We start from the raw sequence: 17,736 nt of genomic DNA, 5'->3' as shown, positions 1-17,736 counted from the left end.
AGGCAAGCCCCGCATTGCACGCGAAAGCGCATCGCCGCCTGTCGTCGTGGCAGGCCGGAACGGCCGGCGACGCTTGCCGCGCTACAGCGCCTTCAGTTCCGGCGTCGTTCCGCCCAATCCCTCTTCGCGAAGAATGACGGCCAGCGCCGTCTCGAGCAATTCGGCTGCCCGATTCGCGGCGTCGCCAAGGTGGCGATGCAGCAGCGCATCGGCCGGCGATCGCGACACGCATTCGTCGCTGTATCGCTCGAATGCGCCGAGCTGCATGATCAATTCGGACAGATGCCGCGGACACTCGCATTTGACGGTGGTGGACAGGCCGCTGAGCGACGCGAGCGTCGCATCGTCGAAGCGTCGCCGGGTGCGCAGCCAGAGCCCGCGATCCGCGTCATTCGCTTGGCGCGACTTGACGACGGCTTGTGCCAGTTTCGACATGATGGCGATCGGGTTGGTCTGGCCTTCCGTCGACCGGAACAGCTCGAACCCCGACAGACGCGCCAGCTCGACCGCCTCTGCCGTGCCGAACCCGTATACGACGGCCACGGCGTGCGCGTTGAGCTGTTGCGCCAGGGCAGCGAGTTGCGAAACGACATCCTCGTGGAGCGACGTGGTCATCGCGATGAGGGCGTCGACCGGCGTATCCGCGTGCGCGCTCGCGCCGTCGAGCGAGTCGATTCGCGCGGCGATCCGGATTCCCATGCGCTCGATCGCGGATTCCGGAATCGACAGCGCGCCGACGACCGCGAGGCTCACGCTTGCCTCGTGAAACGCCGGGTCACGCGTATTCGTCAACGACAGCGCCTCGAGTTCCTCGTGGCTCAGGCTGGCGATCGAGCCGATCGCGTGGCCCTGATTGACGAGCGTTTTCAGCAAACGAATTCGCTGGACGTCGTCGTCCGAGTACATCCGTTGGCCGGACGGCGTTTTGGGCGGAGCAACCACCCCATAGCGCCGTTCCCAGATTCTCAGCGTGGCTGCCGGCATGCGAGCCAGGCGCGCGGCCTCGCCGCTGCGATAGCGATGGGGCGTATCGCGATCCTTGCGAGGGGGCATCGTTGCTCTCCTGAAGTTGACGTACCGTTGTCTCAGGATTGTACGCAGTTTGCGTGAAGTACGAAGCAGGAAAGTGATTCAATTTGCGGATTTTCGTCCGAAAAGGTGGTTCGTGAAGCGCGAGCCGGCTAGAATGCTTCGCAGCGGTGCCGCGAAGTGGCGATGCAGGTGTCTCGACAACCCAGGCGGCGATCATCAATCGCGAAGCGTCCCATGAAGACTTTAAGGTTTGTCCTCGGCGATCAGCTGGACCCGAATCATCATTGGTTTTCCGATGTCCGGGCCGAAACGATCTACGTGCTGATGGAAGTTCGGCAGGAAACCGACTACACGCTCCATCACGCTCAGAAGCTGATTGCCATCTTTGCGGCGATGCGCCGCTTCGCGACGCTGTTGCGCGATGCGGGCCATCGCGTGCACTACATCGAGATCGACGACCCGCTCAATCGTCAGGCCATTCCCGCCAACCTCGACAGTGTCGCCGAGCTTCACGGCGCCGCGTGCATCGAGTATCTGCTGCCGGACGAATGGCGGGTCGACCAGCAGCTGAGCGCCTATGCGGCCGCGGCGAGCGTGCCGGTACGCGCGGTCGATACCGGTCATTTCCATACGACGCGCGACGAGGTCGCGCAGGTGCTCGGAGCGGGCCGATCATGGATCATGGATCGCTTCTACCGGAGCATGCGCGTGCGGCATCGCGTCTTGCTCGACGGGGACGGGCGGCCGGCAGGCGGGCAGTGGAACTACGATGCCGAGAACCGCCAGGCGTGGTCCGGCTCGCCCGCGGAACCGGCCGACTGGCGTCCGCATCACGATCATCGCGCGCTGTGGCAACAGATCGTTGCGGCGGGCGTGCGCAGCTTCGGGGAGCCGTCGGCCGGCGACTTCCGCTGGCCCGTCGATCGAGCCGAAGCGCTCGCCTGCCTCGACGCCTTCATCCGGGATGCGCTACCGTTTTTCGGGCAGTTCCAGGACGCGATGCACGGGAGCGCGCGGCGCCTGTTCCACTCGATGCTGTCGTTCGCGCTCAATGTGAAAATGCTGAATCCGCGCGAAGTCGTCGCGCGAGCCGAGCACGCGTATCGCAGCGATGCGGCGCCGCTTGCCGCGGTCGAAGGGTTCATCCGGCAGATCCTGGGCTGGCGCGAGTTCGTGCGAGGCGTGTACTGGGCACGCATGCCGGGCTATGAAAACAGCAATGCGTTCGATCATCGCCGCCCGTTGCCGCATTGGTTCTGGGATGGCCGTACGCGCATGGCCTGCATGTCGCATGCGCTGCGGCAGTCGCTCGAAGACGCGCATGCGCACCATATCCAGCGGCTGATGGTGATCGGCAACTTTGCGCTGCTGGCCGGGCTGGATCCGCACGAGGTGCATGAATGGTATCTCGGTGTCTATATCGATGCGTTCGAATGGGTCGAGATGCCGAACACGCTCGGCATGAGTCAATACGCCGACGGCGGGGCAATGGCGACCAAGCCCTACGTTTCCAGCGCCGCGTACATCCATCGGATGAGCAATTACTGCAAGGGTTGCGCGTACGACCGCCATGCCCGAACCGGCGCGCGCGCATGCCCGTTCAACGCGCTGTATTGGGACTTTTTCGACCGGCACCGCGGCGCGCTGCAGCACAACCACCGGCTTGGGATGGTCTATCGGCAGCTCGCGCGCTTTGATGACGAGGCGCTCGAAGCGATTCGCATGCAGGCGGACAGCGTGGTGCGGAATATCGACTCGCTGTAGGCCGTTCCGCATCGGCCGCCGCCGTTCAGTGCGTGATCAGGGTGTCGGCCACCGCGCCGCCGAGGCCGGTGCCGCTGAGCCACGCGCCTTCGATCTTGCCGCCGCCCAGCCAGTCGCCGCACAGTCCGATGCGCGGGCCTGCCCGCCACGCAAAGCGGCCGGGCGTCGCGACCGACGACGGCGCCGGCTCGGCATAGCGCCAGCGATGGGCGGTTGCCGTGTCGGCGGTGGCGCCCACGATGTCTCGAAAGGCGTCCAGCAGCGTGCGCGTTATCTGCTCGGGCGGCGCCTCGAGGTGAGCCTGGCTCCAGTCGGGCGTCGCGTGCAGCACCCACGTGCTCGCGCCGGTGCGCCCGGGCTTGGACGTGTCGTGGGCGATCCAGCCAAGCGGGCCGGAATTGACGAATGCGGCGTCGAATCCCGGGTCCGGCAAACGGCCGCACTGCGCGATCACGGCCCAGGCCGGGCGCATCCCGGTACGCTGGGCAATCACAGCGAGACCCGGCTCGGCGCGCCGCAGGAGCGGGACGGCCTGCGGCGCCGGCACCGCCACGATGACGACGTCGTGATGCGCGTCCAGCGCACCATGCTCGGCCGAGATCAGTCGCCAGCCATGTTCGTCTCGCATCAACGCCGTGATCGTCGTCTCGGGCACCGTTTCGATTCCCGCCGACAGGTGCCGAGCCGGTGCAGTCATGCCCGGCACGCCGACATATCGCTGAGCTGGCGCGAGCAGTGCCCGTGGCCAGGCCGAGCCGATCGATGCGACGCGCGCGGCCCACGGGGCGGCTGCGCCGCCGGCGACCCATCGCGATATTTCGGCGACGAATGCCGGATGTTGCGCGGTGAAATACTGCGCGCCGTGATCGGCTTGCCAGCCGTCCGCGCGGCGCGTACTCATTCGCCCGCCGACGCCACGGCTTTTCTCGTACACCGTCACTCGATGGCCCGCATCGGCAAGGACGCGCGCGCAGGCCAGCCCGGCGATTCCCGCGCCGACGATCGCGATGCGGGCGCGTGAATCGGAAAATGAGGTCATCTGATTCGTCTTAAAAAATGCAGAATGTTGCGCAAATTCCTCGCGCTTATATCGGATTCTACGTCATGTTCGGCATATGAGGACTACATTTGAGCCGAGCGACACGTATATCGTGACTCATTTTATAAACATGAGTCGAAATATCGCTTCATCATGGTGAGGGATGGCATAGAATAGAACTCATAAACGAATGGCACGGCGCGGCCCGCGCCGCGCATCTTGCGGCGGTCGTCAAGCGCGGTGCGCGCAGGGTGCTTGCAAACAGGAGTCACCATGGCTTTTGTCTGGATCTGCGGGGCAACGGGGGCCGTCGGCAGCGCACTTGCGCGGCGGCTGGACGCCAAGGGCGTTTCAATGGTGCTCACCGCCCGACACGCCGACAGTCTCAGCGCCCTTGCCGACACGATGTCGCGCGAGCGCGTGGTCGTTGCGCCCGCCGACGCGACTGACGCGGTGGCGCTCGATCGGGCGCTCGAGGCAGGCATCGAGCGATTCGGCGTGCCGGACGGGCTCGCGCATTGCGTCGGCTCGATCGTCGTCAAGCCGATGCATTCGACTTCGGATTCCGAACTATACGACGCGTTCGCGGCGAATTACTTCTCGGCATGGAACGCATTGCGCGCGTTCGTGCGCGTGTTGCTCGCCGCTCAGGCCGGGGGCAGTGCGGTGCTGTTCGGCAGTGTCGCGTCGAGAACCGGGTTCCCGAACCATGAAGCCATCGCCAGCGCGAAAGCCGCGGTTGGCGCGCTCGCGCTGGTGGCGGCCGCCACCTACGCGGCGCGCGGGATTCGCGTCAACTGCATTCATCCCGGCCTGATCGTCTCGGCGATGTCCGCGCGTCTGACGAGTGCGCCGCAGGTCGCGAAGCGCTTCGCGGACGCCAATCCGCTCGGACGACTCGGCGTCGGCGACGATCCCGCCGCGCTTGCGGCGTTCCTGTTGAGCGCCGATGCGTCATGGGTGACCGGCCAGCAATTCGGCGTCGATGGCGGCCAGGGCGCGCTGATCGTTCCGCCGAGGTCATGACATGCGTGCGGCGCTGCATCGTTATCGCGTTCCCGCAGCGTTGGCACTGGCCGGGCTGGCGCCGTTCGTCGCGCTGTCGTGGCTGAGTGTCCACGCGTCGGCTGCCCATGACGATTACGTGCGCGCGCTGCTGAACTACGCCGCGTGTATCGCGTCGTTCGTCGGCGCCGTGCATTGGGGTGTCGCGCTGCGCGCACCCGAATCGCCGCCCCGCCAGCGAATTCTCTACGGGTGGAGCGTGATTCCCGCATTGTTGGCGTGGGCCGTGCTCATGATGCCGGGCGTCGGCGCACGGCTCACGGGAATGGCGATCGTGCTCGTCGCCTGCGCGGCCGTCGACGGCGTCCTGTGGAGCAAGGATTTCATTCCGGCCTGGTATTTCGCGTTGCGGTGCCTGTTGACGACTGTGGCAGGTCTCTCGCTGCTCGCCGCCACGCCTTCGATGATCGGGTGATCCGGGTTCTGCCGTCACGACGTTTCGAGCAGCTCGCCGACCCGAGTGCCGGAACATCGGATTGGGCGACGTCACGATGAAATATCGCGGGCCTGCGGTCGCGATGCTGCCGCTTCTCCATCGAGCCGGCGGCGCGCTGCCGCCACCGCAGCCCATGCCGATTCAACGGCCGCGCGGACCGACCCGCGCAGCGCGATCGAACCGCGAAGCGATTCGCGCGCTCATTGCTCGAGATACACCTTGAGTCGCATCAGGCTGCGGCGAATCCAGCTCTTCATCGTGCCGAGCGGCACCTGCATGCGTTCGGCCAGCTCCGCGTACGACGCGCCGCCATGAAACGCTTCCCGCAGCACATACGCCTGCCGCTCGCCCAGATGTGCGAGCCCGCGCTCCAGACGCAGGTGCTCCTGGCTCGCCTGCGCACCGAGATCGGGCGTCGGGTTTTCGTCGGGGATCGACAGCGCCAGTTCGTCGTCGAGCGGAAGCTCGCGGTGCTGTCGGATCCGGTCGATGGTCCGATTGCGTGCGAGCGTCATCAGCCATGTCATCGCCGTGCCGCGTCCGGCGTCGAATGAATCGGCGCGACGCCACGCCGTCGTGAACACGTCCTGAAGCAGGTCTTCCGCTTCGTGGCGGTCGCGGATCATGCGGACGATCGCGCCGTACAGCCGCGCCGCCGTCAATCGATACAGCTGCGCGAACGCGTGCTCGTCGCCGGCGGCGACGCGCGCCAGCAATTGGTTGAGCTCCGCGTGCGCGTCGGGTGCTTCGTTGTGCTGAACGACCGCATCGGCGGTGAGTTCGGTTCTGCCGCCGGGGCGCGACCGCGCGCGGGACGCGCCCCGGCGCGGCTGCCTGCCTGAATGCGGCGGCGTCGATCGACCCTGGCCGGAAGACGGGCGGAGTGAGTCGTGCGAACAGTTCATCGGGAACTCCGTATGGCGTTGCGCTTCCTGCTGTTACGCGCACGCGCTGACGAGCGGCGCGGCGCATGGCCGGGCACGGTGCCGGCCCATGCGTCGCGATTGCCTGTCGCGCGCTTTACGCATGCTTTCCGGACAACAACGCGAGAAACTCCCGGCGAAGCGATGCATCCGCGAGAAATTTCCCGCGCATCACGCTGTTGGTCATTTTTGCCTGGTCGTCCTTGGTGCCGCGCCAATGCATGCAGAAGTGCTCGGCCTCGAGTACGACGGCAAGCCCATCGGGCGAGATACGCGATTCGAGGAGGTCGGCGATCTGCTTGACCGCTTCTTCCTGGATCTGCGGGCGCGTCATGACCCAGTTCACCAGCCTTCCGTACTTCGACAGGCCGATCAGATTCGACGCGGCGCTCGGCAGCACGCCAATCCAGATGCGGCCCATGATCGGGCAAAGATGATGCGAGCAGGCACTGCGCACGCGCAGCGGCCCGACGATCAGCAGCTCGTCCAGCCGCTCGACGTTCGGGAATTCGGTGACGGCCGGCGCCGCGTCGTAGCGGCCCGCGAACACTTCGCGGATGAACATCTTCGCGACGCGCCGCGCGGTTTCCCGCGTGTTGTGGTCGTTGTCGACATCGATCACGAGCGAGCGCAGCACGGCTTCCATTCCCTGCGCCACTTCGTTCTGCAGAGCATCCAGCTCCCCGTCGCGCAGGTGCGCGGCGATGTTGTCGTTTGCATGGAAGCGCGCGCCCGCGTTCTCGAGCCGACGACGGATGATGTGCGACAGAGGAATGCCCTCGTCGATCGCAGTCAAGGTGTGCTCGGGAGCGTCGATCAGATTGCCCATTTCGGTTCGTTTCTCGAGGTTAGGGGGATGCGATGGATCGCGACTGAGGCGATGCGATGGTTTGCCTGTATTCGTTGCGTAAAAATCGGGCGAACGCCGCCGCTATTTCGGCGACGCGTCGACCGGATGACGCTCACCTGCGCGCGCGCGGGCGTGCATGGCGGTCCGGCAACGTCACCGGAGATCCGGCCCGGATCCCGCACGACGGACCCACTGGCGTTGCCGGGGCCCAGCCGCCGACGTCCCGGCGGAACCGCGCCATGGGGTCGTTCGCTGTCGGCGTGGCTGCGAGCATGACGGCGGCAGATTGTTGCAACGTGGTCAGGACGAATGGGTGGTCGATGCGCCCGCCCACCGAGCGAAACAGGTGGAACCCTGCCAGGCGGATCAACGCGAGGGCCTGCACGCTGCCGTACTCATAGATGATCGCGGCCGCGCGGACACGGCGCGCCTGTGCCAGCGACACGAATTGAATCGCCAGATTCATCTGCAACGACGAAACCTCGGCGATCAAGGCGTCGACGGCCTGGCCGGGCTGTCGTAGCGCCCGCGACACCGATTCGACGCGCTCGCTGACGTGCAGGCCGGCTTGCTCGATCGTTTCGTCGGAGGCGGTCAGGCCGCCGGTGACGAGCAGCGTCGGACATGCACGAGCCGCGACGGGGTTCGATTGCCGTTCGGGCAGTGCGCCATTCGGGCTGGCGCCTGCGCACCGGTCGGTCAGCTGTGGCGAGCGGTGCCGGCAGCGTTGGCCGCGCTGTTGCGCGGCGACCCGCAAGCGCGCTGCAATCGGCCGGTCGGGCGCCGCACCGGCGTGGTGTGACGGGCTGCGTGCCGGGGCGACGGACACGCGCACCACCAATGAAGCCGGACACGCCGGAAACCGGCGCGGCTTGATGTCGTGATTGCGTGTTGGCACGGGGCCTCCCTCGGTCGATTCATGCGTCACAGCTGGATTGTATGCAAATTTTCCGGAAAGTGAAGCGGAAAAGTGATTCATGAAATAATTTGTACCGGAAGTTTATGCGTCAACTACCGCTTCGGTATCGGGAGATTGCGTTTTCAGCACGGAAACGCTCATTTTTATAAGCGTCTTGCGTGTCTTTGGTGCATGCGAAACGACTTTCAGGGTCAATGGGATGGTGGTCAGGGTGGGTCAAGATGGGCCGGGAAGTACGCCGGAAGGCGTGCGATTTCGATGCATGAATCGATCGTGTCTCGCATTTGTGAGTCGATGCTATGGGATCCGGCCCGCGGCCGTTCGCGCCAACGAACATGGCCGGGCGTTTACGCAGGCGTCGGGCAACTGGACAGGGCGGAGTGAGCCGTCTGAAGGCAACCGGGCATGCAGCAATCCAGACGGCCGCGAGGAAGGGGGCGCTCTCTCGCGAGCGCGCCTGCGCGCACCGGTGCCGATCGATCCCGGTTGCCCGAAACAGGGGCGAGCATTCCGTTCTCGGCTCAAGCGAAGCGCTATCCAGGCCCGCGCGCCGCTCGCGACCGGCTCACCAATGCGAAGTCAACGACGCGCAGCGTTTGTCTTCATGCGGGCAGGCGGCCGCCGATTCCGACGGCAACGCTCCGAGCAATATCGGACTTCGTCCCAAGCGGCTTTCCATTTCTTTCTCCAGCTGAAAGGCAAGCCGCAGGTCTCGCAGATCTTCTCAGGCAAGTGCATCTTGTCGACCATGGCGAATCACGCATCGAGACGGATCTCTGACGAACTGCCCGGCCGAGCGACGTTGCCGCGTCGATACACCGGACCCGTCGCCATCGCTCACCGTCGACTCAGCGCGCATCGTCGCCCAGCAACTGACGGCGCAACGACTTTGCCCGCGTGCGCGGGTCGAGCCAGATCGCGAAGAAGGCGCGCGCGAACGCCGGGTCGGTCACGTCGGCCGTGAGGCGGCCGTTGGTGTAGAAACGTGCGCCGTGCTCGGGCACATACACGCCGCACAGCACGTCGCCGCGCGATACGTCAGTGAACGCCCGTTCGATATCGCGGCGCCATGCATCGAGCGTCGCGGCCGGCAATGGCGCGGGTGCGAGGCGCTCGATCTCGTCCATGCCCGTCGAGACGAGCCGCTCGCCTTTCACGTCATGACGGTAGGCCAGCGACAACGCAAACGGCGTGTCGAACGCGCCCGGCGGCCGGGGCGCCCACAGCTCGGCGTCGTACAGACAGATGCCCAGGATGCAGAACCGGCCGGATCCGATCAGTCGGGCCGATGCGATGTCGTCGACGCAGCTCGCGCCGGCGGACAACGGGGCAGCCAGCGCGGCAGCCACGGCCGCGGCGAGCATCGCAAGCCGGCACCTCATGTCAGCCGCCCGACGACACGATGAAATGCATCACGTCGGTCCGCCGCTCGGCAAATCCCGCTTCGCAATAGGCGAGATAGAGGCGCCAGGTGCGAATGAACGTCTCGTCGAACCGTTGCGCGCGCACCGAGTCGATGCGCGCCTCGAACGCGGCGCGCCAGGTGCGGAGCGTGCGCGCGTAGTCGTCACCGAACGCGAACACCGGTTCGGCGGCCAGGCCGGCCCGCCGCGCGGCATCGACGAAACGCGCCGGGCTCGGCAGCATCCCGCCGGGAAAGATGAACTCGCGAATGAAGTCGCTCGACGTGCGATACGCGTCGAATAGCGACTCGATGATCGTGATCGACTGAATCAGCGCGCGAGCACCGGGCTTCAGGCGCTGCCTGAGCGTATCGAAGTACACCGGCCAGAACGTCTCGCCCACGGCCTCGAACATCTCGATCGACACGATCGCGTCGTATTGGCCGTCGACGTCGCGATAGTCGCGCAATTCGAGCGTGACGCGATCGGACAGCCCGTCGCGCGCCATGCGCTCGCGGGCCAGCGCGTATTGCGCCTGCGAGACGGTGACGCCATGCACACGGATGCCTTGCCGTGCGGCATGCGCGGCGAACCCGCCCCAGCCGCAGCCGATCTCGAGCACGCGCATGCCGGCGCGCAGGCCGAGCGAATCGACGATGCGCTGATACTTCGCCGTTTGCGCGTCGGCGAGCGAACGCTGCGCGTCGCCGTCGAAGCATGCGCTCGAATACGTCCACGTGTCGTCGAGCCACAATCCGTAAAAGTCGTTGCCGAGATCGTAGTGCGCGTGGATGTTGCGGCGGCTGCCGGCCCGCGTATTCATCCTCAGCCGGTGACGCAGCGCGTACCAGAGGCGTGCCAGGCGGCCGCCGGTCACCGTCTTCGCGATCACCGGCTGGTTGCGGATCGCGAGGCGCAGCAGCGCGACGAGCTCGGGCGTGTCGATCCAGCCGGCGCGATACGCTTCCGCGAATCCGATGTCGCCCGCGCGCAGGATCGCACGGCACGCTCGCCAGTCGCGGACTTGCAAAGTCGCGGCCGGCTGGCGGTGCGGATCGCCGAACACATGCTGCGCGCCTTCGGGCGTCACGAGCGTCAGGTGACCGTCGTGGATTTGCCGGAGCAGCGCGATGAACAACCGGGCGGAGAGCGGCATCGCCGGTTGCGAGGCGGAAGACAGCAGGCGCAGCAAGGTCATGGTCGAGCCTCGTGATCGGACATCGCCGAGCGGCCGCGTGGCGACGCGCCCGGCGAACGGGACAATGGCGAATCGGCAGCGGCGGAACGGCCGGGGGGCGTCTTGCCGTGGAACGGCACGCGCGCGAGCCACAGCCGCAGCGCTTGCCAATGAATGCGAATGACGACGTTGATCGCGTTCAGCGGCTGCCGGGCCAGCGCGCGCCATGCGCGTGCCGCCGTCAGCGGCGCGGACCGCATGCCGATCGCCGTGCGCAGCAGCAGACCGTCGTCGTCGCGATAGTCGATCGCCACGCTCAGATGGTCGCCGCACTGACGCACGCGAAACGCGTAATCGCCGACGATGTCGCAAAACGGCGAGACATGAAACGTCTTGCGGCAGACCAGCACGGTGTCGGCGTCGATCGGCGCATGACGCATCGCGCTGAGCAGGTAGCCGTGGTGCGCACCGAACGTGTTGCGCACATCGGCGTACAGCGCGCGCAGCCGGCCCGCGCGGTCGTAGCAGTACCAGAAGCTCACCGGATTGAATGCGTAGCCGAAGACGCGCGGGATCGTCTGCAGCCAGATCGGGCCGTCGGCGGGAATGCCGGCGCGCGCGAGGACCTCGCGCATCCACGGGCCGAGCGCGCGACCGTCGCGCGGGCCGTAGTCGCGGGAAGCGAGCGCGAGCGGGGCCCGGCGATCGATGCCGAACCAGCCGGTGTCGATCTCGTCCAGCCGCTCGACGTCGCAGCAGACCTGGAATATCGGGTACGCGAACGCATGGCGCACCGGCCGCAACCGTTCATGCATCACGGTGCCGACGAGCAGCCGGGCGGCCATGCCGTCGCGGGCAAAGGGCGCGTTCATGGGCGCGCCCAGGACGGCGCGACGCCGAAGCTGCGGGCGACGCGCAACGCCGATTTCAGTCCATCCTCATGGAACCCGTAGCCTGTCCACGCTCCCGCATACCACGTATTGCGCCGCCCCTGCAGCATCGGCAGACGATGCTGTGCATCCACGGCCGCGAGGTCGAGCAGCGGGTGCGCGTAATCGTAGCGGCCGAGCAGGGTGTCGGGCGCGGGCTCGTCGACCGGATTCAACGTGACGACGACCGGCGAGCGGAACGGCAGCGGCTGCAACTGGTTGAGCAGGTAGCTCACGCACACGGGCGATTCGCCGCCCGTGCGCCTCGGCCGACCGCCCAGGTAGTTCCACGCCGACCACACGCGCCGCCGGCGCGGCAGCAACGCCGTATCGGTATGAAGCACCGCGACGTTGTGCTGGTAGCGCACGGCGCCGAGCACGTCGCGCTCGGCCTTGCTCGCATCCGCGAGCAGCCGCAGGCTGGTCGGCGCATGGCACGCGAGCACGACCGCGTCGTAACGCTCGGGACCGGCTGCATCGGTCGCCACCGTCACGCCCGCGTCGTCGCGCCGTATCGCGCGCACCGGCGTATTCACCCGCACGTCGTCGAGCGTCGCGGCGATGCGCTCGACGTACTGCCGCGCGCCGCCCGCGACGGTGCGCCAGGTCGGCCGGTTGTTGACCTGCAACAACGCGTGATTCAGGCAGAAGCGCAGGAACGTCGCCGCCGGAAACCGCAGGATGTCGTTGGCCGCGCTCGACCAGATCGCGGCCGCCATCGGCAGCAGGTAGTGATGCTGGAACGATGCGCCGTAGCCGCCGGCCGTGAGCAGTTCCCCGACCGAAAGGCGCTGCCGGTTCGCCGATTCGAGGTGATCGTGCGCGGACGCGTTGAAGCGCAGGATGTCGCGCAACATCCCGAGAAAGGTCGGCGAGAACAGGTTGCGGCGTTGCGCGAACACCGTGTTCAGGTTGCTGCCGGCCCATTCGAGCCGGCCGCCGTCGACCGAAACCGAAAACGACATGTCGGTCGAATGGGCGGCCACGCCCAGTTCGTCGAACAGCGCGACCAGGTTCGGATAGGTCCGGTCGTTGAACACGAGGAAGCCCGTGTCGACGGGGTGGCGCGCGCCGTCGAGATCGACGTCGACCGTGTGCGTGTGACCGCCGAGATAGTCGGCGGCCTCGAACAGCGTCACGCGGTGACGGCGGGCCAGCAAGTACGCGCTGGCCAGGCCCGCGATGCCGGCGCCGACGACGGCGATCCGCCGGCCGGGCCGCGACATTGAAAGTTCCGGGTGCATCGCGAAGGGTCTCCGTCAGTCACAAGTGCAGGTTCGGGAATCACATGTGCTGATATACGACGCACCGCGCGCGGCGGATGCAGGGGCGGTGGTCATTCGTGATCGCCGGGCGACGCGAAGCCCGGCTTGCCGAGCTGGTCCGGGGTTTGCGGCACCCGCCTGAAGCGCGACGTGTCGTAACCCATTGCATCGAGCCGGGCGAGCAGCGAGCGATAGGTGGCCTCGTCCATCGTCGGCGCGCGCGAGAAGATCCAGCCGAGCGTCTTGCCCGGGTAGCCGAGGATCGTGTACCGGTAGTCGGGGTCGACGTAGAGCGTCAGTTGCGTGACATATACCGGCCAGAACAGCCGCACGCGCCATTCGCCACCGCCGCTGCCGGGCTTGACGGCGTCGACGAACCGATAGTGCTTCTCGGGCTGGTCGAAGCCGCCGTCGCGGCCGACGAATGCGTCGTCGATCCGGCCGTCGTCACGCAGGCGCCACTCGGCGCGGCTGCCGACGAAGCCGCGTTCCGCGAAATACGGGATGTTCGCGATCACGTACCAGCGGCCCATGTAGCGCGGCAAGTCGACGGGTACGGTCGACAGCGGAACGGCGGCGCGCGGATTCGGGTTCGGCGGGCTGCCCGAGCACCCGGCGGCCCCGATCGCGAGCGCCGTCACGACCGTGGCGGCGACGCGGCGGAGAACCCGGTACGGGATCGCGGCCCTCACGCGAGACCCGGGCGCTTGTCGAACAGGTAGTGGGCGACGCCCCATTCCTGCCCGTCGGCATAGCCGAACAGCTCGGCGACCGCCATGTAGAACATCCGCCAGCGCTGGAACCAGAGGCGGGCGTCGGCGCCGTAGACCGTCTCGAAAATCGGCATGATCCGGTGGCGCGCCGCATCGAGCGACGCGAGCCACTGATTGGCCGTGCGGGCGTAGTGCGTCCCGTCGAGCCACCATTGGCGCGCGATGCGCACGTCGTCCTGGAACCGCAGCAGCAGGTCGGCCGACGGCATCGTCCCGCCCGTGAAGAAATGGCGCGACATCCAGTCGGTGTCGTCGCGCACCGCGAAGTGATAGGCGAGCAGCTTATGCGCGAAGATGTGCACGAAGAGCTTGCCGTCGTCGTGCATCCAGCGCGCGATTTTGGCGAGCAATTGCCCGTAGTTCTTCATGTGCTCGAACATCTCGATCGAGAGCACGCGGTCGAAGCCGGCGTCCGCGGGATCGAAGTCGAACTCCACCACGTTGCCGGTCACGATGTGCAGATTCGTCAGCCCGCGCTGCGCCGCGCATCGCTCGATGAAGTGGCGTTGGCCGTGCGAATTCGACAGGCCGACGATCTGCGCCGCCGGATACCGCTCGGCGAGCCAGAGCGACAGCGAACCCCAGCCGCATCCGAGGTCGAGCATGCGCTGGCCGTCCGCCAGCCTTGCGCGCTGCGCGTACAACGCCAGCATGGCCTCCTCCGCCTGCGACAGCGTTTCGTCGCCACGCGGGTAATAGCCGCACGAATATTTGAGCCGCGGGCCGAGATGGGCCTCGAAGAAGCTGCCGGGCACTTCGTAATGCTGCGTGTTCGCCGCGAGCGTCTCGATTGCGATCGGGCTCGCGCTTAGTTCGCGCACCAGCGTGTCGTGGGCCGCCGCGCGCTGCTCGCCGTCATCCGCGTGTTCGGCGCGCAGGCGTTGCCGCATGAGCGAGCGCATGCCGGCCCGGATCAGCCGGTCCGGCAGCCAGCCGCGCTCGCAGCAGCGGATCAGCCAGGTGTCGTGGGGTGCCGCCGCCGAGGCCGGCGACGGTTGCGAGGTGGTAGCGGTCATGATCGCGTGCTCCGGTCGTCAGGGTGATCGGATCGAGTGGGGGAAGGGCCGGGCGCCGGCCTCGGAGGCCACGGAACGATGGCGCTGGTCGTGCGCATGTACTCGCGGTAGCCCGGCCGGTTTTGCACCAGACGCGCTTCGAGCAGCGGCAAGCCGGATACCTTGAGCAGCAGCCATGCCATCAGGACGGGCGGGAACAGCGTCAGCCAGCCCCACGGCATGCCGATCGCCAGGGCCGTGTAGGCGAGCCAGTGCACGCACTCGAAAAAATAGTTGGGGTGCCGCGAATAGCGCCACCAGCCGGCGCGACAGACCTGGCCGCCGTGGTCGGGATCCGCGAGAAACCGCTTGAGTTGCCGGTCGGAGGCCGTCTCTCCGGCGACGGCGGCGATCCAGATCGCGACTGCCGCGGCAATCGCGAACCGGGACGGGGCTGCCGCGCTGTAGGCGGGGATGAAGAACGCGATCGACAGCAGCATCGAGATCAGCGCCTGCAACTGGAACAGCCAGAACATGTTGCGCGGCGCGGCGTCGCCCCACTGCAGGCGGAACTCTCGATAGCGCGGGTCCTCCGGCTGCCCGCGATTGCGCCGCCACAGGTGCCGCGCGAGTCGCAGCCCCCAGATGCCGCCGCCGGCGGCAACGAGCGCACGATTCAGTTCCGGGCCGGTCGCCAGCACGGCGACGAACACGGCTACGCCGCCCAGCGTCGCGGCCCAGACCGGATCGATCATCCCGGCGTTCCGGGATTGCAATTGGATAATCCACACCGCCGTGAAGGACAGGATCAGTCCGACGAAGGCGAGGAGGGCAACGACGACGGCGGGCATACGGGCTCCGAGGGCGCGATATCCCCTTATACGGAGCCGGCGACCGAACGGATGCAGACGGATGCGACGAGATGCGGCGTGATCCCGTCGAGCGAGACGGCGGCGGGCGGCACGCCGCCGCGCTTGACGGGTCGAGCGCGCGTTGCGCGCGTCAAGTGGTGTGCATCGCGCCGGTGGCGAGCACCGGCCCGGTGGGTTGACCGCTCGGCGAGCCGCCGCGAGGCTCGAGCGATACGGCGAGCACCGCGCGTGCATCGAGTCGCGCGACGATCGCTGGCGGCAGCGTCATCGACGCCGGGGCGTTCGACGCGAATACGCCGAGCGAGATCGGCTTCGCATTCGGCGGAATCAGCCAGAGCTCCGTCGAGCGGTCCGCGGCGATCGGCGGCGTGTTCGCGGGCACCACGACCATTCGGGCACGCCGCAAGTCGACCGTGGCGGTCCACCGTGCGACGCCATCCGTTTGTGCCAGCGTGGCCGCCATGTAGTGGCTGTCCTCGGCAGCGGGGCGCGGCGGCGCTTCGCCCACCCGGATCACGTTGACCGTGAGCAGCCCGAGCGCTGCCACGCTCGCGCCCATGCCGACCCAGCGCCACAGTCGCAGGCTGTTCCACCATCCGGCGGAGGGCGCAGCGCCGCGTGTGCGCGGCGGCGGGATGAAGCCCAGTTGGTGCTGGATTCTCGTCCAGGTTCGCGCGGGCGGGTCGACGGGCGTGACGTCGTCCGCGAGCGGGGCGAGGCGGCGCTGCCAGCGCTCGAGCGTGGCTTGCAACGCCGGGTCGCGAGCGGCGGACTGCTCCAGCTCGCGGCGCGCGTCTGCGTCGAGCACGCCGAGCGCGTATTCCGCGCAGCGCAATTCGGGATCGTGATCGGCCGGCGTATTCATTGCTCCAGACACACCTTCAGCTGCATCAGGCTGCGCCGGATCCAGCTCTTCATGGTTCCGAGCGGCACACGCAGTCGCGCTGCCAGCTCACTGTAGGTCGCGCCGCTGAAGAAGGCCTCGCGCACCGCGCGGCCCTGCTGCGGATCGAGTTGCGCAAGGCAGCGCTCGAGGCGCTGGCGCTCCTGCGAGGCCTCCGCCAGCGCGGCGGGCGTCGGATCATCGGCGGGAAGCTCAAGCGCCTGTTCGTCGTCGAGTTGCGCGTCGCGATGCTGCCGCAAGCGGTCGATCGCCTTGTTGCGTGCCAGCGTGATCAGCCACGTCATCGCGCCGCCGCGCGCCGGGTCGAACGTGTCGATGCGTCGCCATGCGGTCGTGTAGACCTCCTGGAGAATATCCTCGGCTTCGCCGTGATCGTGAAGCATGCGCACGATTGTCCCGAACACCCGCGACGCGGTCAGCTGATACAACTCCGCGAAAGCCGCCTGATCGCCGGCGGCTGCCTGAAGCATCACCCGATTCAGATGTTCGCGGCGCGCGGCATCCGCATCGGCATCGCGCGAAGGGGCTGACTGATCGAAGCCGCTGGCACCGCCTGGCGTGTCGCTCATGCGAAGTGGATGGCGCGGACCGCCATGATGTGGATGTCGAGCGAAATATAGCACTCCCGGATGCCTCTGATCGAACGATCGGCGGCGCGCCCGCTGCACGTTGTGCAGCGCGACGCCCGCCGTGAAATCTTCAACCAGATACGAGCGACGCGTCCGCGCGGATGCAGGCAGCCGCAACGTGCGGCGAATGCGGCCGACTACCGTCGTTGAGTGCACAATGACCGGGTTTCGTGTCTGGAGCGTGATTCAATGAAGCGAAGTATCGTGGGCCGACCGCTGTGGGCGGCGGGCGTGATCGTGGCGGGCGCCGCCCTGGTGCTGGCGGGATGTGCAGGCCTCGCCGGCGGGCCCAGCGGGAATGCACACGTTCCGCAACCCGCGAAATCCGTCGATCTCGATCGCTACGTCGGCAGATGGTACGAGTTCGCGCGGTATGAAAACCGCTTCGAGCGCGGATGCGACGGCGTGACGGCCGAGTATGCGAAGCGGGAAGACGGTCTTGTCGGCGTGCGTAATACTTGCCACGAAGGCGGGCCGGACGGCCGCGCGCGAAGCGCCGACGGGCGCGCGAAGATCGTGGCCGACAGCGGCGGCGCAAAGCTGAAAGTGTCGTTCTTCGGGCCGTTCTTCTTCGGCGATTACTGGGTGCTCGATCGCGCCGACGACTACGCATGGTCGATCGTCGGTGAACCGTCGGGGCGGTTCCTGTGGATCCTGACGCGCGATGCGAAGCCCTCCGCTGAACAGGCCGCGGCGCTTGTCGAACGGGTGCGGGCGCTCGGTTACGACACGACGATGTTGCGGCGCACTGTGCATTAGGG

General features: G+C 67.2%; 19 protein-coding genes and 2 pseudogenes. 5 read left to right on the top strand and 16 right to left on the bottom strand.

Annotated elements, in window-relative coordinates; translation table 11 throughout:
- Window positions 1-81: 81 nt before the first annotated feature.
- Window positions 82-1,053, bottom strand: coding sequence for a MerR family transcriptional regulator (locus CFB39_RS33300; RefSeq protein WP_089444268.1), 972 nt, complete (start codon window positions 1,051-1,053; stop codon window positions 82-84).
- Window positions 1,054-1,266: 213 nt separating this feature from the next.
- On the opposite strand from CFB39_RS33300, the gene CFB39_RS33295 reads away from it, so the two are divergent.
- The gene (locus CFB39_RS33295; RefSeq protein WP_089476149.1) at window positions 1,267-2,796 is read left to right on the top strand and encodes a cryptochrome/photolyase family protein; all 1,530 of its coding nucleotides are present in this window, start codon (window positions 1,267-1,269) and stop codon (window positions 2,794-2,796) included.
- 25 nt (window positions 2,797-2,821) lie between these two features.
- Here the strand turns inward: CFB39_RS33295 and CFB39_RS33290 are convergent, their stop codons facing one another.
- On the bottom strand, window positions 2,822-3,493 hold the full coding sequence (locus tag CFB39_RS33290) for an NAD(P)/FAD-dependent oxidoreductase (RefSeq protein WP_306426947.1): 672 nt from the start codon (window positions 3,491-3,493) through the stop codon (window positions 2,822-2,824).
- Between the two features lie 177 nt (window positions 3,494-3,670).
- A pseudogene (locus CFB39_RS41205) lies at window positions 3,671-3,835 on the bottom strand (FAD-dependent oxidoreductase); the annotation flags it as partial.
- A gap of 273 nt (window positions 3,836-4,108) precedes the next feature.
- On the opposite strand from CFB39_RS41205, the gene CFB39_RS33285 reads away from it, so the two are divergent.
- The 3 genes and pseudogenes from CFB39_RS33285 to CFB39_RS40995 all read left to right on the top strand — a co-directional run.
- Entirely contained in the window at window positions 4,109-4,861 is a 753-nt protein-coding gene (locus CFB39_RS33285; RefSeq protein WP_089444265.1) for an SDR family NAD(P)-dependent oxidoreductase, read from the top strand.
- A gap of 1 nt (window position 4,862) precedes the next feature.
- On the top strand, window positions 4,863-5,315 hold the full coding sequence (locus CFB39_RS33280; protein WP_089476147.1) for a DUF3429 domain-containing protein: 453 nt from the start codon (window positions 4,863-4,865) through the stop codon (window positions 5,313-5,315).
- Between the two features lie 55 nt (window positions 5,316-5,370).
- Window positions 5,371-5,454, top strand: a pseudogene (locus CFB39_RS40995) (succinate dehydrogenase, cytochrome b556 subunit); the annotation flags it as partial.
- 82 nt (window positions 5,455-5,536) lie between these two features.
- On the opposite strand, the gene CFB39_RS33275 reads toward CFB39_RS40995, so the two are convergent.
- From CFB39_RS33275 to CFB39_RS33215, 13 genes are all read right to left on the bottom strand, one after another.
- Window positions 5,537-6,241, bottom strand: a complete 705-nt coding sequence (locus CFB39_RS33275) for a sigma-70 family RNA polymerase sigma factor (protein ID WP_089476146.1) — start codon at window positions 6,239-6,241, stop codon at window positions 5,537-5,539.
- A 115-nt stretch (window positions 6,242-6,356) separates the two neighbouring features.
- Window positions 6,357-7,088 (bottom strand): GTP cyclohydrolase I, encoded by a 732-nt coding sequence (folE, locus tag CFB39_RS33270; RefSeq protein ID WP_089444262.1) that lies wholly within the window; start codon window positions 7,086-7,088, stop codon window positions 6,357-6,359.
- Between the two features lie 133 nt (window positions 7,089-7,221).
- Window positions 7,222-8,088, bottom strand: coding sequence for a hypothetical protein (locus tag CFB39_RS33265; RefSeq protein WP_256991510.1), 867 nt, complete (start codon window positions 8,086-8,088; stop codon window positions 7,222-7,224).
- A gap of 519 nt (window positions 8,089-8,607) precedes the next feature.
- Window positions 8,608-8,766, bottom strand: a complete 159-nt coding sequence (locus tag CFB39_RS33260) for a DUF2256 domain-containing protein (RefSeq protein WP_373452761.1) — start codon at window positions 8,764-8,766, stop codon at window positions 8,608-8,610.
- A 110-nt stretch (window positions 8,767-8,876) separates the two neighbouring features.
- A complete protein-coding gene (locus CFB39_RS33255; RefSeq protein ID WP_089476143.1) occupies window positions 8,877-9,410 on the bottom strand; it encodes a chalcone isomerase family protein in 534 nt (177 codons plus the stop codon).
- 1 nt (window position 9,411) lies between these two features.
- Entirely contained in the window at window positions 9,412-10,629 is a 1,218-nt protein-coding gene (locus CFB39_RS33250; RefSeq protein WP_089476142.1) for a cyclopropane-fatty-acyl-phospholipid synthase family protein, read from the bottom strand.
- Window positions 10,626-11,480 carry a DUF1365 domain-containing protein gene (locus CFB39_RS33245; RefSeq protein WP_089476141.1) on the bottom strand — a complete coding sequence of 285 codons (855 nt, stop codon included), beginning with the start codon at window positions 11,478-11,480 and terminating at the stop codon, window positions 10,626-10,628. Before CFB39_RS33245 ends, CFB39_RS33250 begins: the two co-directional genes overlap by 4 nt.
- A complete protein-coding gene (locus CFB39_RS33240) occupies window positions 11,477-12,763 on the bottom strand; it encodes an NAD(P)/FAD-dependent oxidoreductase (protein ID WP_373452757.1) in 1,287 nt (428 codons plus the stop codon). The genes CFB39_RS33245 and CFB39_RS33240 overlap by 4 nt, the downstream gene beginning before the upstream one ends.
- A 110-nt stretch (window positions 12,764-12,873) precedes the next feature.
- Window positions 12,874-13,494 (bottom strand): lipocalin family protein, encoded by a 621-nt coding sequence (locus tag CFB39_RS33235; RefSeq protein ID WP_089476139.1) that lies wholly within the window; start codon window positions 13,492-13,494, stop codon window positions 12,874-12,876.
- On the bottom strand, window positions 13,491-14,591 hold the full coding sequence (locus tag CFB39_RS33230) for a cyclopropane-fatty-acyl-phospholipid synthase family protein (RefSeq protein ID WP_089476138.1): 1,101 nt from the start codon (window positions 14,589-14,591) through the stop codon (window positions 13,491-13,493). The genes CFB39_RS33235 and CFB39_RS33230 overlap by 4 nt, the downstream gene beginning before the upstream one ends.
- The gene (locus CFB39_RS33225) at window positions 14,588-15,421 is read right to left on the bottom strand and encodes a DUF1295 domain-containing protein (protein WP_089476137.1); all 834 of its coding nucleotides are present in this window, start codon (window positions 15,419-15,421) and stop codon (window positions 14,588-14,590) included. The genes CFB39_RS33230 and CFB39_RS33225 overlap by 4 nt, the downstream gene beginning before the upstream one ends.
- Before the next feature lie 151 nt (window positions 15,422-15,572).
- The gene (locus CFB39_RS33220; protein ID WP_089476136.1) at window positions 15,573-16,307 is read right to left on the bottom strand and encodes an anti-sigma factor domain-containing protein; all 735 of its coding nucleotides are present in this window, start codon (window positions 16,305-16,307) and stop codon (window positions 15,573-15,575) included.
- Window positions 16,304-16,915: a sigma-70 family RNA polymerase sigma factor gene (locus CFB39_RS33215; protein WP_089476135.1), complete on the bottom strand. Its 612-nt coding sequence runs from the start codon at window positions 16,913-16,915 to the stop codon at window positions 16,304-16,306. Before CFB39_RS33215 ends, CFB39_RS33220 begins: the two co-directional genes overlap by 4 nt.
- 249 nt (window positions 16,916-17,164) lie before the next feature.
- On the opposite strand from CFB39_RS33215, the gene CFB39_RS33210 reads away from it, so the two are divergent.
- Entirely contained in the window at window positions 17,165-17,734 is a 570-nt protein-coding gene (locus CFB39_RS33210) for a lipocalin family protein (protein ID WP_089476134.1), read from the top strand.
- Window positions 17,735-17,736: the final 2 nt, after the last annotated feature.

It is taken from the genome of Burkholderia sp. AU6039 (assembly GCF_002223365.1).
Lineage (GTDB): Bacteria > Pseudomonadota > Gammaproteobacteria > Burkholderiales > Burkholderiaceae > Burkholderia.
The sequence above is the reverse complement of the archived record's forward strand: the minus strand, read 5'-3'. Positions and strand labels throughout refer to the sequence as shown.

Excerpts from the sequence above, each read along its gene's own strand:
- CFB39_RS33300 (WP_089444268.1), bottom strand. The coding sequence starts at position 1,053 with ATGCCCCCTCGCAAGGATCGCGATACGCCCCATCGCTATCGCAGCGGC.
- CFB39_RS33295 (WP_089476149.1), top strand. The coding sequence starts at position 1,267 with ATGAAGACTTTAAGGTTTGTCCTCGGCGATCAGCTGGACCCGAATCAT.
- CFB39_RS33290 (WP_306426947.1), bottom strand. The coding sequence starts at position 3,493 with ATGACTGCACCGGCTCGGCACCTGTCGGCGGGAATCGAAACGGTGCCC.
- CFB39_RS33285 (WP_089444265.1), top strand. The coding sequence starts at position 4,109 with ATGGCTTTTGTCTGGATCTGCGGGGCAACGGGGGCCGTCGGCAGCGCA.
- CFB39_RS33280 (WP_089476147.1), top strand. The coding sequence starts at position 4,863 with ATGCGTGCGGCGCTGCATCGTTATCGCGTTCCCGCAGCGTTGGCACTG.
- CFB39_RS33275 (WP_089476146.1), bottom strand. The coding sequence starts at position 6,241 with ATGAACTGTTCGCACGACTCACTCCGCCCGTCTTCCGGCCAGGGTCGA.
- folE (WP_089444262.1), bottom strand. The coding sequence starts at position 7,088 with ATGGGCAATCTGATCGACGCTCCCGAGCACACCTTGACTGCGATCGAC.
- CFB39_RS33265 (WP_256991510.1), bottom strand. The coding sequence starts at position 8,088 with ATGAATCACTTTTCCGCTTCACTTTCCGGAAAATTTGCATACAATCCA.
- CFB39_RS33260 (WP_373452761.1), bottom strand. The coding sequence starts at position 8,766 with ATGCACTTGCCTGAGAAGATCTGCGAGACCTGCGGCTTGCCTTTCAGC.
- CFB39_RS33255 (WP_089476143.1), bottom strand. The coding sequence starts at position 9,410 with ATGAGGTGCCGGCTTGCGATGCTCGCCGCGGCCGTGGCTGCCGCGCTG.
- CFB39_RS33250 (WP_089476142.1), bottom strand. The coding sequence starts at position 10,629 with ATGACCTTGCTGCGCCTGCTGTCTTCCGCCTCGCAACCGGCGATGCCG.
- CFB39_RS33245 (WP_089476141.1), bottom strand. The coding sequence starts at position 11,480 with ATGAACGCGCCCTTTGCCCGCGACGGCATGGCCGCCCGGCTGCTCGTC.
- CFB39_RS33240 (WP_373452757.1), bottom strand. The coding sequence starts at position 12,763 with ATGTCGCGGCCCGGCCGGCGGATCGCCGTCGTCGGCGCCGGCATCGCG.
- CFB39_RS33230 (WP_089476138.1), bottom strand. The coding sequence starts at position 14,591 with ATGACCGCTACCACCTCGCAACCGTCGCCGGCCTCGGCGGCGGCACCC.
- CFB39_RS33225 (WP_089476137.1), bottom strand. The coding sequence starts at position 15,421 with ATGCCCGCCGTCGTCGTTGCCCTCCTCGCCTTCGTCGGACTGATCCTG.
- CFB39_RS33220 (WP_089476136.1), bottom strand. The coding sequence starts at position 16,307 with ATGAATACGCCGGCCGATCACGATCCCGAATTGCGCTGCGCGGAATAC.
- CFB39_RS33215 (WP_089476135.1), bottom strand. The coding sequence starts at position 16,915 with ATGAGCGACACGCCAGGCGGTGCCAGCGGCTTCGATCAGTCAGCCCCT.
- CFB39_RS33210 (WP_089476134.1), top strand. The coding sequence starts at position 17,165 with ATGAAGCGAAGTATCGTGGGCCGACCGCTGTGGGCGGCGGGCGTGATC.